At 43.7% G+C, this 15,378-nt stretch carries 17 protein-coding genes and 1 pseudogene; 5 read left to right on the forward strand and 13 right to left on the reverse strand.

The genetic code is table 11. The features are described from left to right. Positions 1-9: 9 nt before the first annotated feature. Together AC0MA3_RS02190 and AC0MA3_RS02195 are read right to left on the reverse strand one after the other, a co-directional pair. On the reverse strand, positions 10-1,431 hold the full coding sequence (locus tag AC0MA3_RS02190; RefSeq protein WP_474655025.1) for an MFS transporter: 1,422 nt from the start codon (positions 1,429-1,431) through the stop codon (positions 10-12). Further along, complete coding sequence (locus tag AC0MA3_RS02195; protein ID WP_474655026.1) at positions 1,418-1,897, reverse strand: MarR family winged helix-turn-helix transcriptional regulator; 480 nt, start codon at positions 1,895-1,897, stop codon at positions 1,418-1,420. Before AC0MA3_RS02195 ends, AC0MA3_RS02190 begins: the two co-directional genes overlap by 14 nt. Before the next feature lie 169 nt (positions 1,898-2,066). Between AC0MA3_RS02195 and AC0MA3_RS02200 the strand changes: the two genes are divergently transcribed. The 3 genes from AC0MA3_RS02200 to AC0MA3_RS02210 are packed head-to-tail and all read left to right on the forward strand — an operon-like array spanning position 2,067 to position 5,056. Continuing rightward, positions 2,067-2,852, forward strand: a complete 786-nt coding sequence (locus AC0MA3_RS02200) for a glucose-1-dehydrogenase (protein WP_474655027.1) — start codon at positions 2,067-2,069, stop codon at positions 2,850-2,852. A 34-nt stretch (positions 2,853-2,886) separates the two neighbouring features. Further along, positions 2,887-4,590: a glycoside hydrolase family 13 protein gene (locus tag AC0MA3_RS02205; RefSeq protein WP_474655028.1), complete on the forward strand. Its 1,704-nt coding sequence runs from the start codon at positions 2,887-2,889 to the stop codon at positions 4,588-4,590. A gap of 13 nt (positions 4,591-4,603) precedes the next feature. Next, complete coding sequence (locus AC0MA3_RS02210) at positions 4,604-5,056, forward strand: DUF305 domain-containing protein (protein ID WP_474655029.1); 453 nt, start codon at positions 4,604-4,606, stop codon at positions 5,054-5,056. 51 nt (positions 5,057-5,107) lie between these two features. Here AC0MA3_RS02210 and AC0MA3_RS02215 read toward each other — a convergent pair whose 3' ends face one another. The 11 genes from AC0MA3_RS02215 to AC0MA3_RS02265 all read right to left on the reverse strand — a co-directional run bounded on the left by AC0MA3_RS02215 (position 5,108) and on the right by AC0MA3_RS02265 (position 12,772). Then, positions 5,108-6,676, reverse strand: coding sequence for a ClC family H(+)/Cl(-) exchange transporter (locus AC0MA3_RS02215; protein ID WP_474655030.1), 1,569 nt, complete (start codon positions 6,674-6,676; stop codon positions 5,108-5,110). Between the two features lie 315 nt (positions 6,677-6,991). Then, positions 6,992-7,567 (reverse strand): DUF421 domain-containing protein, encoded by a 576-nt coding sequence (locus AC0MA3_RS02220; RefSeq protein WP_474655031.1) that lies wholly within the window; start codon positions 7,565-7,567, stop codon positions 6,992-6,994. A gap of 90 nt (positions 7,568-7,657) precedes the next feature. Then, positions 7,658-8,044, reverse strand: coding sequence for a rhodanese-like domain-containing protein (locus AC0MA3_RS02225; protein ID WP_379152396.1), 387 nt, complete (start codon positions 8,042-8,044; stop codon positions 7,658-7,660). Next, positions 8,022-8,444, reverse strand: coding sequence for a rhodanese-like domain-containing protein (locus AC0MA3_RS02230; RefSeq protein WP_379152393.1), 423 nt, complete (start codon positions 8,442-8,444; stop codon positions 8,022-8,024). The genes AC0MA3_RS02225 and AC0MA3_RS02230 overlap by 23 nt, the downstream gene beginning before the upstream one ends. A gap of 77 nt (positions 8,445-8,521) precedes the next feature. Then, positions 8,522-8,767 carry a rhodanese-like domain-containing protein gene (locus AC0MA3_RS02235; RefSeq protein WP_474655032.1) on the reverse strand — a complete coding sequence of 82 codons (246 nt, stop codon included), beginning with the start codon at positions 8,765-8,767 and terminating at the stop codon, positions 8,522-8,524. A gap of 117 nt (positions 8,768-8,884) precedes the next feature. Further along, positions 8,885-9,154 carry a metal-sensitive transcriptional regulator gene (locus AC0MA3_RS02240; protein WP_379152386.1) on the reverse strand — a complete coding sequence of 90 codons (270 nt, stop codon included), beginning with the start codon at positions 9,152-9,154 and terminating at the stop codon, positions 8,885-8,887. Between the two features lie 98 nt (positions 9,155-9,252). Continuing rightward, positions 9,253-10,038, reverse strand: coding sequence for a sulfite exporter TauE/SafE family protein (locus tag AC0MA3_RS02245; protein WP_474655033.1), 786 nt, complete (start codon positions 10,036-10,038; stop codon positions 9,253-9,255). A gap of 315 nt (positions 10,039-10,353) precedes the next feature. After that, entirely contained in the window at positions 10,354-10,581 is a 228-nt protein-coding gene (locus tag AC0MA3_RS02250; RefSeq protein ID WP_379152381.1) for a sulfurtransferase TusA family protein, read from the reverse strand. 17 nt (positions 10,582-10,598) lie between these two features. Then, the gene (locus AC0MA3_RS02255) at positions 10,599-11,747 is read right to left on the reverse strand and encodes an MBL fold metallo-hydrolase (protein ID WP_474655034.1); all 1,149 of its coding nucleotides are present in this window, start codon (positions 11,745-11,747) and stop codon (positions 10,599-10,601) included. 19 nt (positions 11,748-11,766) lie between these two features. After that, a complete protein-coding gene (locus tag AC0MA3_RS02260; protein ID WP_042236621.1) occupies positions 11,767-12,162 on the reverse strand; it encodes a DsrE/DsrF/DrsH-like family protein in 396 nt (131 codons plus the stop codon). Between the two features lie 43 nt (positions 12,163-12,205). Then, positions 12,206-12,772 carry a sulfurtransferase TusA family protein gene (locus AC0MA3_RS02265; protein WP_474655167.1) on the reverse strand — a complete coding sequence of 189 codons (567 nt, stop codon included), beginning with the start codon at positions 12,770-12,772 and terminating at the stop codon, positions 12,206-12,208. Between the two features lie 337 nt (positions 12,773-13,109). Here AC0MA3_RS02265 and AC0MA3_RS02270 point away from each other — a divergent pair, with 337 nt between their 5' ends. Together AC0MA3_RS02270 and AC0MA3_RS02275 are read left to right on the forward strand one after the other, a co-directional pair. After that, entirely contained in the window at positions 13,110-13,391 is a 282-nt protein-coding gene (locus AC0MA3_RS02270; RefSeq protein ID WP_379152375.1) for an ArsR/SmtB family transcription factor, read from the forward strand. Positions 13,392-13,393: 2 nt separating this feature from the next. After that, positions 13,394-15,316 (forward strand): annotated as a pseudogene (locus AC0MA3_RS02275) (FAD-dependent oxidoreductase); the annotation flags it as partial. Positions 15,317-15,378: the final 62 nt, after the last annotated feature.

The raw sequence follows: 15,378 nt of genomic DNA on the forward strand, positions 1-15,378 counted from the left end.
TCAGCTTTGCTAAATATAGTACTCTATAAACTCCTCGCTGTACTTATGCCCTGATTTCTTCTGGAAAAGAGCTATAAAAAGTGCTGCAGCACTTAGTAACCCAATAAGCACAAAAGAAATTCTATATGCTGCAATAGCGGATGATCTCCCAGTAGCCGGCAGTAATCTAAGCGACATTTGATACAGCATGCCACTAAGAGTAACCCCCATACCCATGCCAATCGTCCTGCTCATATTCAACGTTGCACCTGCCACCCCTAGCCGCTCTTTGGGAACACTCCCCATAATATGACTGTTGTTGGGAGGCGTGAAGATCCCCATGCCTATGCCCACTAATAATAGACCAGAAAGAAGAAGCGGAATATCATTCTCATTCTGAATACAAGCCAGTAAAATACATCCTCCAAAAACTGCACTCATGCCCATAATTGCCGGGAAGCGAATACCAAACCGATCAGATAAATAACCGGAAACAGGAGTAAAAACAGTCATGCCGACCGGTACAAATGATATATAAAATCCAGTCATCGTAATAGACGTGTGAAATTCGCTTTCAATTAAAAAAGGACTAAGAAGCAACACTCCATACATCGCCGTAAAAGAAAGAAAGCTTGCCGCATTACCAGTCAAAAAGATACTATTCTTAAACAAATTCAAATCAAGTAAAGGAGAATTGGAGCGGCGCTCTTCTCTGATAAACGAAGTTAACGCAAGTAAACCTGCGAACAAACATAATGTTATAATCGGTGAGGTCCATCCCGTATTCTCTCCCTTATTCAAAACATACACGATCAAGACTAGGGCAGGAATGAGAAATAAGCTCCCCCAATAATCAAAGGGATCTCGGTTCTTGCCCAGTATATCTTTCGGAAGTAAAAATACAGCCATGATTGTTCCTATGATACCTATTGGAATATTAATAAAGAATAACCAGCGCCAGTCCCCTATCGAAAGAAAGGCTCCACCGATTACCGGACCCAGGCTAAGTCCAATCCCCTGTGCACTCGCCTGAATACCAATAGCCTTCCCACGATGCTTCTGTGGGGTGGAAGCAGTAATAATGGAGACACTGTTAGCTTGTAACATAGCTGCTCCAATTGCTTGTAACACCCTGGATAGTAGCAGCATTATCAAACTAGACGATAAACCGCACAATAAAGAACTGAATAGAAATACCCCAAAGCCAGCGGCATACATCCAGCGGCGGCCATACATATCCGCCAATCTTCCAAATGGGATAACCAGCGATGCAAGCGTTAGTAAGTAAACCAGACTAATCCATTCGGCATCAGACATGCTAATATCAAATTGCCGTACAAGTGTTGGTAATGCCAGATTGATTATGCTTGCATCAAGGGCTGCCATAAAGGCACCTATACATACCGTGAAGACAACCAGCCAATGATACCCTTTTCGATTAGTTAAATGCATGTGTAATATTTCCCCTTTGAAGGCTGTAGTGCTCAATTTCAGTTAGTATCTGTACCTGCAAAACGTCCAACGTCTCCTTTAACTGAAGAATCTGCTCATCAGATAATCCGCTGCATACCTCCCTGTTCACACGATCTGGAATCGGCTGAACTTGACGAATAAGCTCTTTTCCCTCTTCAGTAAGGAAAATCCGATAAGAACGGCGGTCTTCAGAATTCACCTCTTTAGTAACCGTCCCCCTCTCCACCAGACTTTCGATCATCCGGGTAACCGTCGTTTTATCTTTATCCGCCATGTAGGTTAGATCCTTTTGGGTCAGGCCATCCTGCTCTTGAAGATGTTTCAGCACATTCCACTGCTCTGGCGTGATGTTGTATGGTTTTAGACGAAGCGCCATAAGATATTGATAGTTTCGATTCAACCGGTAAAAAATAACCGCTAATTTTTCTGATGGATGTTTCGACATCGCCGACAGCTCCTCACTAATAAAATGGATGGCCCAGCCTTATGTATAAGCAGGCTTATATCTTGTTTCCTTTTAATTATAATGTTTAAAAATTAGTTGGCAAGCTTACTATTTATTATACAGGTGTTACCCTTATCAACAAAATCCGAAGCTCGGCAAGGAGGCTAACATGTACAAGGAATTGGAAGGCCGTACTGTCGTCATTACCGGAGCATCCACCGGTCTGGGACGGGAGATGGCCCAAAGGTTTGGGCGGGAGAAAGCCAATGTTGTCATTAATTACTACAGTAATGAAGAACATGTGGACCCAATCATTCAGGAAATTACAGAACACGGTGGCTGCGCCGTCAGTCTGAAAGGCGATGTTTCCAAAGAAGTAGATATACAAGAACTCATTCGTCTGGCTCACGAGTCCTTCGGGTCGGTTGATGTGATGATCAATAATGCAGGAATAGAGAACGAAGTTCCTTCGGAAGACATGACGCTGGACAACTGGAGAAGAGTGCTTGATGTGAACCTGACCGGTGCTTTTTTGGGCTGCAGGGAATCCATCCGGTACATGCTGGATCATGACATTAAGGGACGAATCATCAATATTTCAAGTGTTCATGAGCAAATTCCATGGCCCCATTTTGTTCATTATGCGACCAGCAAAGGCGGGATTAAGCTAATGACGGAAACGCTGGCCCTGGAGTTCGCGCCTAGAGGAATCAGAATCAATAATATTGCCCCAGGAGCGATTGAAACGCCGATTAATGCGGTCAAATTTGCAGACCCGGCAGCCAGGGCAGCGGTTGAGAAGCTGGTCCCGCTCGGTTATATCGGCAAGCCGGAAGAGATTGCGGCCGTAGCGGCATGGCTGGCGTCCGATGAATCCAGTTATGTTACAGGGATTACTCTTGTTGCAGACGGAGGTATGACACAATACCCTTCCTTTCAGGGAGGCAAAGGATAATGATTGACACACTGGTTCATTAAGGAGAGATGACATGACCGATACAGGATTGACGGGGAAATGGTGGAAAGAATGTGTTGTTTACGAAATCTATCCGGCAAGCTTTATGGATTCGAACGGAGACGGCAAAGGCGACCTTCGGGGCATTATCTCCAAGCTGGATTACCTAAAAGAACTCGGCGTGGATGTCTTATGGCTCTGCCCTATCTACGAATCCCCGGGAGCAGATAACGGATATGATATCAGCGATTTTTATGCAATCAACCCGGATTTCGGGACGATGGCCGATTTTGACGAACTGCTTAGAGAATCACATGCGAGAGGGCTTAAAATCATGATGGATATGGTCCTCAACCATACATCCGATCAGCATCCCTGGTTCAAAGAATCACGAAGCTCCAAGGATAATCCGAAACGGGATTACTATTTTTGGCGGGAAGGTAAAAACGGCCTGTTCCCTAACAACTGGGAATCGTATTTCAGCGGTTCAGTGTGGGAGTATGACCAGACGACAGAAGAATACTTCATGCATCTCTATTCCAAGCATCAGCCTGACTTGAATTGGCGGAATTCCGAAATGGTAGAGTCGCTCTACCAGATGATCCGGTGGTGGCTTGAGAAAGGTGTAGACGGATTCCGGTTTGACGCCATCGCCCATATTGTCAAAACCAGAGGATTACCCGACGCGGAGAATCCCCAGCATTTAACAGTGGTACAAGCTTATCAGCTCTTCTCTAACCTCGAGAAAGTCCATGTAATGCTCAAGAGACTTAACGAGGAAGTGCTTATGGATTATAACATTATGACCGTCGGAGAAACATCTGGACTCGGTCCCGAACAAGCGTTGGAATACGTCGGGGATGGACGGCACGAGTTAAATATGGTGTTTCAATTCGAACACATGTCCTTGGATGCAGCAGCGCCGGGTACCGGCAAATGGCAGTCACGTTCATGGACAGTACCGGAATTAAAAAAGATCATGAGCCGCTGGCAGACCACACTTCACGGAAAAGGCTGGAACGCTAATTATTTAGGCAACCATGACCAGCCCAGACCGGTCTCGCGGTTCGGTAATGATGCGAAATACCGTATAGAATCTGCTAAAATGCTTGCTACTTTCATGCTTACACTGGAAGGAACACCCTACATTTTTCAAGGTGAGGAAATCGGTATGACCAATGCTCACTTTCCTTCCATCGGGGATTATAGGGATGTCGAGACACTCAACTATTACGAGCAGGCCAAAATGAAGGGTCTCTCCGACAACGAGATTATGAAAGCCATCTGGAATAAGAGCCGGGACAATGCCAGAACGCCCTTACAGTGGGACGAATCCGAAAATGCGGGATTTACCACTGGGGTGCCTTGGATCAGGTTGAATACCAATTATCCAGACATTAACGTGGACCGCGATAGAAAGAACAAGGATTCTATCTTCCACTATTACAAAAAAATGATCGGGTTGCGTAAAAAGAGCAAGGTGCTGCTCTACGGCGAATATCAGCTTCTTCAGCCGATCGATCCGGACATCTATGCTTACACGCGAACTCTGGATGAGGAACAAATGCTCGTTCTCCTGAATTTCTCCGACGAGCAAGCCGAGTTTACTTGGCCCTATGAACTAGGCAAGACCGATGTAGAGCTTCTTATCTCCAACTATGAAACTAAGAATGTTCGTCTGGAGCCTTCATTTATGCTTGAGCCTTACGAAGCAAGAGTTTATAAGATAACCCCCTAAAGGAGCGATATCCATGAAAATGTATGTGCGATTCGGAATGATGATTATAATATCCACACTTCTCATGTACTGGCTAATGTATTTGAATCTATTTCAAATCGATCATATTTATTTTAGCCAAACCCGGCTATATATGGCATTGATCATGGGCTCCGCCATGGCCATAGTCATGCTTCTCTTTATGTGGAAAATGTATACGAAGCGGATCGTGAATGCCCTAATCCTTACCATAAGTATCGTTGTCTTTGGACTTTCGCTGTGTCTCGTTCGAAGCCAGACTACAGTAGGTGACGTGGCGTGGATGAAAGCCATGATTCCTCACCATTCCATTGCCATTCTGACAAGTGAACGAGCGAATATCTCCGACCCCCGGGTAAGGAAAATCGCGGATGGGATTATTGAGTCCCAGAAGAGAGAAATCGCCGAGATGAAAGAGCTGATTAATCAACTGGAAAAAGATCAATAAAGCAAAAAAAGAGCAGCCTTTTTATGGCTGCTCTTTCCTACATTGCTAAAGCTAAGCAAATGAACTGATATGTGCGACTTTTCTTACCGCCTCCAAAACTAGCGTTGACTGGCTGTCATTTGTCAAAATTATAAGCGAGTCTCCCGCACGTATAACCACACTCCCGGTAGGTATAATTTCTTCAGCTCCCCTTTTAACGGATACGATCAGACAATGTGCAGGCCATTGGAATTCTCCAATGCCTATTCCATCTAATAGAGATCCTTGATGGACCGGAATCTCGAGAATGACTTTACTCGAATCCGTCTTGTCAATAGCGTTTTTTCCGTGCAGAAATCTTTCAAGTAGTACTTCATAGACTGGCAAGGAATGAAAAAACTCAGCAGTCATGTAAGCTGCCAGGCATACGATGCCTATAGGCAGCAGGTTCGTAAAGGAACCTGTCATCTCAGTAATCAGGATGATGCCAGTAATGGGAGCCTTCAGGCTTGCAGTCAGAAATCCGGCCATGGCGGCTATAAGAAAATAAGCTTCATCAAGATGAACTCCTCCCAGTAAACCATTTGCAAATTTACAGTAAAGGGTGCCAATCAATCCTCCAATGACAAGCATCGGCAGAAATATCCCTCCGGGTGCAGAAGATCCGTAACTGAGCATGGTAAATAGGAATTTCACAGCAAGAAGAAGCAGTAAAAAGGTTAAAGAATAAGGATCTGAGACTAAATCATTGACTAAGTCATTGCCTCCGCCCAAGACTGATGGGAGTGTCAATCCCAGGATTCCCGCTAGAACGAACGGAATGATCGGACGGGCCTGTGAAGGAATCCAGGTTATCTTTTGATACAGATCCTGAAAAAAATATAAGCCTTTATTAAAGAAAATACCAGATACACCGACCAGCAATCCCAACAGGACCAGATGATAGTAATCGGCCAGCGGCAGCGTTCCAATTCCGGAAAAGTTAAATACGGGGGTTAGTCCAAAGAACTCCTTTGAAATAAAATCGGCGACCAGTGACGAGGTTAAAGCAGAGATCATAATGAGTGGAGAAAAATTCATGTGTACTTCTTCCAAGGCGAAAATAACGCCCGCGATTGGCGCATTGAAGGCGGCCGAAAGCCCCGCACTTGCACCGCATGTGATTAGGATGTGTGTCTCCGTCTTCGATTTATGGAATATCCGGCTGAAGCCTTCAGCAACCAGAGCGCCGATTTGAATCGAAGGACCTTCTCTTCCCAAGGATAATCCGGCTCCAATACTTACCGCTCCCCCGAAAAACTTAGAGGTTACCGCTTTCCACCAGTTGAGTTGCAGTCGGTTCTGCAACACGGCTTTCACCTGAGGGATGCCGCTTCCCGAAATACCAGGCTGTTTCTTTACAAGCATACCTGTACACCATCCGGACAGAATCAGAATCGCCAGCCATCCGGGTACAACCCATAAGTGATTTCTCTGATACTGATAAAAGACCAAAGACTGCTTGAGCGCTTCCTCCAATACATAACGAAACATTACAACCACCGTACCGGATAGTATGCCTACTGCTATGCCGCCTGCGAGAAGCCGAAACTTGAAATCAAACCAAGTATCCAGCAGTCTGCGGATCGAATGTTGATTCACTGCAAGAACCTTCTTTTCATTTTTTTTTGACACAAGTTTTATATTAACAGTAAGAGCAGGTGAATTCCATAATTTTTGCTGCTGCTTAACCTGCTGGCTTTATAGACCCAACTTTCGGCCAGGACGCCGTCAGAGCCGGCAAGTCATGGTCTTCGCCTGCTCCGAAAAGAACCGCCCCTCATTTAATTTATGAGGGGCGGTTCTTTTTCTTGATATAAAGTCTGAAATATCAGCGCATATTTTCCAGTGTATGTAATGAAAAAGCAAAGGTGCGAAATTGGCGGTTTTGTTAAAAGCTGAGAAGTAAAGATATTACTACTGCAGGGTGGGGTCAATCCCACTCTCATGGTGGTTTTGACTCACTTCTTTGAAAAGAGTCCCCTCTTCTATTTTGTCGCCTGACTTCAAGCCCAGCATACGTTCCAGTTCCCCGATAGTTACTGGTCTGGCATGCCTCATCAGTTCGTATCCTAATTGGCCGTTCGGTTCAAGTGTGGCGGTTTTGACATCTTTAAAGCTCGAAATCCCTTTCTCTCTGAGCCTGATTTCAAGTTGATCAACTGTCATTCGGACAGAATGTAGAGTATTAATATTGATTTGTCCATTTTCAATCACGATCTTTGATTTTCCGCTAAGCAACTTTTCCAGCCAGTTCATTTTCAGTTGTAAATATTCAATAATTAATAAGGACAAAATAAACACTGCAGCTGAACCAACAGCCTTCCATAATTCATGATTGGCGATAGGTTGAACTATCGTAGTACCGATTGAGATTATAATTACAGTCGTAGCTACACTCATTTGTGCTATTGATTTTCTCCCGGCAATTCTTAAAAGTATTATCCCGACGACAACCAGAAAAGCAGATTTCCATATCCAGGCGATATCCAACCTATTTCCCCACCTTAATAACCATTTTCAGATAGTATTGTGTATGATGTCATTTTCTATTCATACTATTTTAAATGGATGAATCCCTTATTAGCGCTTCAATTTACCACTCCAGGCGCTCAAGCCTCCTTGCAGATGAACAAGTCCTGTATAACCGTTTTTCAGCAGAATTCTTGCCGCATTCTTGCTTCGCATTCCACTTCGGCAATATAGAAAAACAGCTTGATCCTTAGGTACTTCCCTTAATCGGCCAGAAAGTTGGGATAAAGGGATGTTCTTAGCACCGTTGATATAACCGGTCTTATACTCTCCCGGCTCCCGTACATCTATGAGCATCCTTTTCTCGCTGCCCTCCATCACATGTTGAAATTCTTCAGCGTTCAGCGCCTTTAATCCTTTTGCGGGTCTTATACGGGAATAAACAAACCAGAGCAACAATACAATTACTGCAATGTTAATGATTGAACCTGTGTCCACAATGTCTTCCTCCTTCTTGGGTTATTTTACGAAAACATATTTTTGCAGGCCACTCATCACCTTCGATTACAAACAGACAACGAAAACCATGCTTACGGAGTATTCTTGCTGCTTTATTGCTTTGGTACCAATTGTTGGACAAAATCAGTACGCTATCGTCAGGAACCAGATCGTGTTGCCATACGTAAGGAAGGCGTCCTAAAGATATATTTATCGAGCCGGAAATATGTTCTTCCAAATAATCTGAAGCATCCCTGACATCGAGCATTTTCAAATTTAACCTTTCCTTTTCTTGGACCCAATTATTAGGATCAATATAGGAAAGGGAACGAACGGGCCATATCTGGTACAAGAACCTTAAAGCGATGGCTCCAGTCAAAAAGCACAATAATATGATCATCTTGCTCTGTCCTTTCCTAAGGGCTGCAGCACCTGATAATTATTGCTCCAGCTACTGCAAATCCACTTGTAAGTTAGTCAACGCACCCATTCATCCGTCCAGTTATTAAGTCCACCTGTCATGTTAATAACATTAAAACCTCTTTCAGTCAGCAGTTCACATGCCAAGCCGCTACGGTTTCCGCTTCGACACATAACAATGGTTTCTTGGGCGGGATCGAGTTCATGTAGCCGTTCCAAAAGCACGCCAAGTGGAATATGTTTGGCACCGGCGATGTGTCCCTCAGCCCATTCTACAGGTTCGCGAACATCCAGCATGATCATTGAATCCCCTTTTTTTGAGCTGTGCGGCTACCTTCTGTGGTGAAATTTCTTTTGTAATTTTAAATGCCATGCTAATCTCTCCTTTATTCTATTTAGTATTAATTCATTAACTCTCTGTTAATGGCTTTTCACAAGAAGCGCGATGGCTTCCTTGACCATTTTCTCGGTATTTGGGTTGCCCTCAGCTTGTTCAGCTACAATACATTGATGCAGGTTCTCCGCGACAATCTGGGCAATAGCTTTATCAGATGCATTGCGCACAGCAGATAATTGAGCGACAACCTCTTTGCACGCCTTTCCTTCTTCCATCATTCGAAGGACACCCCGAATCTGACCCTCGATTCTGCGTAAGCGTGTTTTCATTTCATCCGGATAATGATATTCCATCTATGATCATCACCTTTCATTAAATATACATATACCCCTATAGGTATTATAGCACGAAATTTTTTTTAAACAACTCTCTTGAATGATTTCGACAATGATTATAGAATGGTTGACCAGATCTTTACTGCCGTGAGGGCAATTAAGACGACTAATCCATACCGTAACACATTAACATTCATTTTGGAGCTAATCCTGGATCCAAGAGGTGCTCCGAGTAGACTCCCGATTACCGTATAGATTGTAGGCTCCAGAGGAATACCCCCAGCCGAGATTTTACCGATTAACCCGCCGATTGCTGATATAAAGACAATAGCAAGCGAGGAGGCAATGGTTGTACGAGTGGGTATTTTGAGAACAGTAAGCATAATAGGTATAAGAATAAATGCGCCCCCTGCTCCTACGATTCCTGAGACGATACCTACCAAAAAAGCCGCGCCCATTGCAATGAATTTATTGAATGTTAGATGCTCCGACCGTTCTTCGCTTCCTTTTCTCGGGATAAGCATGAGGATAACCGCTAGTACTGCAAGAATTCCGTAAATCAAATTGATAACTTCTCCATTAAGAAGCCCCGAGATGTATCCTCCAGCCAGGCTGCCTACGAGAATGCTGCTCCCCATATATACAACTAGACCCTTGTGAACAACAGCCCCATTATTTTTTTTACGTCGAAAAGCTATGACTCCTGCAAGCGAAGCGAAAAATACCTGGAACATGCTAATCGACGACACTTCATGGGCGGAGAATTGTGCTACCCCAAGCAGAGAGGGTACATATAAAAGCAGCGGATAATTAATAATCGCTCCACCAATCCCAAGCAATCCGGAAAAGAAAGAACCGACCAGACCAAGCAATACCATAACGATAAAAAGCATTATATCCATCGGCTTTCCCCTTCCTTTAGATGATGATAAAAAAAACAACAAAAATATATACGGATCAGAAATATGCGGGTATAATAATACCAAGTAAATTAATGTGAAATGAGTGATTAAGCATGTTTAGTGTGTTGAAATCTCTTTTTGAAGATAAATGCCCAGTATGCAACGATAGATTGCATGCCGACTGTAATGCTGCCTGCAGTACCAAGTCATGCCCCAAAGGTCATTATAAAGAGGAGAGCTATAGCTCTCTTGGTGTACGAATTGTTTATGATGGCTTGAAATAAGCGAACACGCTCATGCGTGTCCGCTTATTTCTTAAATCTTCTTTACAAAGAATTTATAGATGCCATTTTCTTCTTCATATTTAATAAGCTCATGTTTGGTTTGTTTGACCCATGCCTGAAAGTCATTGATAGAACCTTTGTCTGTTGATTGCACTTCCATGATTTGATTAGTGGTAAGACCGTCCAGGGCTTTTTTTGCTTTTACGATCGGCATTGGACAAGCTAATCCTTTCGTGTCGACCACAAGATCTACTTGCATTTTCTTATATCCTCCTCTTATTTATCGTGAACGGCACAGCGGTTTGGACCGATCTCCATCTCTTGCTGCTCTTCTTCACTTGGTGTCATTTTCCCCATATTCGTTTGACGGATTTCTTGGTATGCATTCGGTTGAGGTGGCAGGTTTTCCGTTACAGTGCGCCGGAATGTTGCTTCTTCTTGAATATTCAGACCTGGATTTTTACCATAAAGTTCCGACAACTTCGCCATAACTTTCCCTCCATCCCCAAGCTCGGATACTTTTCCGAAATGAGCCGGAAGAACGGTTAAGTCCTGGGATAATCTTCTGTAGCGGTTATAAAGTGTCTCACGAAGGTCGCCGACCCAGTCTTCTGCTTTGCCGGCCAAATCAGGACGTCCGATCGATTCGATAAACAAGATGTCACCGGTCAACAGGAATTGTTCGTCTACGATAAGCGAGGTACTGCCGATTGTGTGACCCGGTGAATATACCGGCTCGATCCGGATTGTTGTATTTCCAACAGTAATATCCTGTCCTTCTTCCAATTTATCATACGAAAAAGTAACCTCGTCAGCATCTTTAGGTGGCAACCAATAGGTCCCTCCGGTCTTTTCCGCCAATTTCCGGCCTCCTGAGATATGATCGGCATGGAGGTGAGTGTCTAAGGTATGCTTGATCGTCGCCCCTTGGCTTTTCGCAAATTCCTCGAAGACTTCTGTCATCCGGAGTGTATCCACTACGGCCGCTTCACCGTTTGATACAACCATATAAGACAAGCAGCCTTTACCGATTCGAACAAACTGATAGAGGGATCCCCCACCCTTCAAATCACTGATCTTAACAGGCTCCAGATGCTCACTCCATGATTTCATTCCGCCTTCCAGATAGTACACATTACTTCTTCCCGCCTGGACAATCTGCTCAGCCACGAATTTGGATGAACCCTCCTTGGCACATACGACAAGGACCTTTTTGCCATTTGGAATTTGATCAAGTGCAGGATCCACACCGTCCAGCAGTTCGAAATACGGGATATTGATGACCTCAATCATTTCCCCTTCAATTTTCCAGTCATTAAAGTCACTTTCATTACGAACGTCCAGGATGAACAGCTCTTCCTTGGCCAGAACCAATCTTGTAAGTTCCCTGGCTGTCATTACACTCAGTGCTTTTGTAGCTTCCATGTATCGGTTCCTCCTTTGATTAAAATGTTAAAGAGACATTGGCATCCTTAGCGAAATCCAGGAATGTTACTGCGCCTCCGACTTCGATTCCTTCGATAAAATCTTCTTTTTGCAAATTCATTACATCCATAGTCATCTGGCAGGCAATGATTTTGACGCCCATCTCCTGTGCCATTTCAACCAGCTCAGGAATGGATGGAACGTTGGCATTTTTGAATCCTTCGGCAAAATGCTCCCGTCCGGCCGGTAATGGCAGCTGGTGATGAGCCTGTTTGTGAATCAAATTCAATCCCTCGAAGGTGAAGAAGATTGCCACTTCGGCATCGGTTGCGGCAGAAGCTGTGGCAATATTGAACACTTTATAGGCATCGAACAAACCACCGTTACTTGCGATAATAGCTACTTTTGTACTCATTACGTTAATTCCTCCATTTAATGTTTTAGTTATAGTTATTGTATTAGTTATTTTCCGTTAATCCTGTCCACCCGGACATGCCAGGTTCAACATTATGCACGTCTTTGAAGTCTTTTGAAGCTAACAGCTGGCACACCAGATCACTACGTGCTCCCGTTCGGCAAATAACATAGATAGAATCTTCCCGATTGAGTTCATTCCAACGATTCTCCAGTTCACCAAGAGGAATGGAGAACGCATTTGGAATTCGACTAAATGCATATTCAGCTGGTTCACGAACATCTAGTACCATCACCTTCTCATCACTCGCCAGTTTTTTCTCAAGCTCCTCATTAGAGATCACATGCATATATTTTTTTTGCTCCTTAATCTCATCCGGACTGGCTTTGCGAAGATAATGTTTGAGGACGTTATCCTCTTCAATGGTTCCCAAATATTGATGACCGGTATTCTTTGCCCATCCCTTAATATCAGCTAGAGAGCCTTTATCGGTTGCTTGAACCTCGATGACCTGACCTGCTTCAAGCTGGTCCATCGCTTTCTTAGTTTTCACGATAGGCATCGGACATGCCAGTCCTTTGCAATCCAGTGATTGATCTGTTTTAATCATTTGCAATTTCAGAACCTCCTTGAAGTATTTTATCTGGATGCTAAAAACATATAATACGTATACCCCTATGGGTATTGGCATGGATAAATCATAATTGTGTTGAACCCGTTTGTCAATAGTGTGTGTAAGCAATTGATTTTTTATTAATATGGATAATGCAAACTAGAAACACGAATAATCTTGCTCATTAATGAAGCAAATGATTAGATAACCTTCTACTTCGACCTATGCACACAGCCCGTCATACTTTCGACACAATGAAGGGATTGCAATTTATATCACTATATCTTAATATTACGATATAACGTTTTAGTGGATCGAGGTGATTTCACAGTCAATGGACAAACAATTTGAAACCTATGCACAGGCAGCTGAATTATTGAAGGCACTAGCCCATCCGGTTAGATTATGTATTGTAAAAGGAATCATTGATAAAGGAAGTTGTAACGTGACTTATATGCAAGAATGTTTGGAGCTTCCACAATCTACAGTTTCCCAGCACCTCCAGAAGCTTAGATCTTTAGGTATTGTGGAGACTGAAAGAAACGGCCTGGAGATTATTTATTCCGTTAAAGACGAAAGAATCAAACTTCTGCTTCAAATATTAAAGGGGGAATAGTCATGAATAAAAAAGTATTAATCGTAGGTGGAGTTGCAGGAGGCGCCTCAGCGGCAGCCCGTCTGCGCAGATTGGATGAAGATGCACATATAGTGATGTTTGAGCGTGACCCTTATATTTCTTTTGCTAACTGCGGTCTTCCCTATTATATTGGGGGTTCCATACAAGATCGTTCCAAATTACTGGTACAAACGCCTGAGGCCATGCATAAACGCTTCAATATTGATGTTCGAATCCAGAGTGAAGTGATCTCCATTGACCCGGTTGGCAAAAAAGTAGTTGTGCAAAGTAAGGAACTAGGCTCCTATGAGGAGAACTATGATGCTCTGATTCTGTCTCCAGGTGCAAAGCCAATCCGCCCTTCTCTGCCTGGAATAGAGAGTTCCAAAATTCACACACTACGGAACATTCCGGATACAGACAAAATCAAAACTAAGGTGAGTGAAGAAGGTACACGTTCAGCGGTAGTAATTGGCGGTGGATTTATTGGAGTGGAAATGGCGGAAAACCTGAAGGAAGCCGGGCTGGAAGTAACACTGATTGAGGCAGGCCCTCAACTATTGGCTCCCTTCGATTCCGAAATGTCAGCCGTATTATCCAAAGAACTCGTGAATCATGGAGTAAATCTAATTTTTTCCGACATGGTGCAGAGCTTTGAGGAGGCTGGCGAGCAGATTCAGGTCCACCTTGCAAGCGGTAAGGTTTTACAAAGTGAAATTGTCCTGCTGGCCATCGGAGTTACGCCGGATACATCGTTCCTGAAAGATAGCGGTCTGGAATTTGGACCTAAAGGGCATATCCTGGTTAACGAGAGAATGGAAACGAATATTAAAGATATCTACGCGGTAGGTGATGCTGTAGAAATCGTGGATTTTGTTAACGGACATAAGTCAGCCGTCCCCTTGGCAGGACCTGCCAATAAACAAGGTCGGATTGCTGCAGACAATGTCAGTGGATTAGGTACCACATACAAAGGGACTCAAGGTACATCCATTATTAAGGTCTTCGGCTTGACTGGTGCATCTACCGGCAATAATGAGAAAACCCTGCAGCGACTTGGTATACAGTATCGTGTTATCTATGTACATCCCAACTCCCATGCTTCCTATTATCCTGGAGCCACTCCAATATCCATAAAACTTCTGTTTAATATGGATGGCAGAGTCTTGGGTGCGCAAGCTGTAGGCTTTGACGGAGTAGACAAACGCATTGATGATATTGCCACGGTGATCCGTTTTAAGGGCACAGTTACAGATTTAACTGAACTGGAACTCTCATATGCTCCTCCATATTCCTCGGCTAAAGATCCGGTTAACATGGCCGGATACACGGCAGAGAATGTAATTAACGGAATGAGTGAAGTATTTGTACCTGGTGATTTAGCCAGCCGGAATTTGGACTCCACAATACTTGTGGACGTACGAAGCGAATTGGAGCATGCAAATGGGCATATCGAAGGTTCGATTAACCTTCCTGTCGATGAACTGCGTAATCGCCTGGATGAACTAGATCCCGCTAAGGAAATATGGGTCTATTGCCAGGTTGGCTTGAGGGGCTATACTGCATCCCGGATCTTAACCCAAAAAGGGTTCAAGGTGAAGAATTTGACAGGTGGCTACAAAACATATCAGATCAGCAAATATGTTCCGCAAAACAAAAATACGGCTTCAAATGATAAATTGACTGCTATGGACAATTTGAATGCTGATGCAGTCATTGACGCCTGTGGACTCTGCTGTCCAGGGCCGATCATTCAAGTGAAAAAAAATATCGACCAGCTACAGGTCGGGCAAATTTTAAAAGTAACGGCCTCTGATCAAGGATTCTTTGAAGACATCAAGGCATGGGCTAAAATGTCCCATAACAGTCTTATTCAACTGTCAAAGCTTACTAACGGTACTATCGAGGCATACCTCCGCAAAGGGATCATCGATGATGTGAGTGTAAGTAAATCCTAATACATTTCCAAATATAATCATTAACAAAG

The organism is Paenibacillus sp. LS-5, from assembly GCF_056121505.1.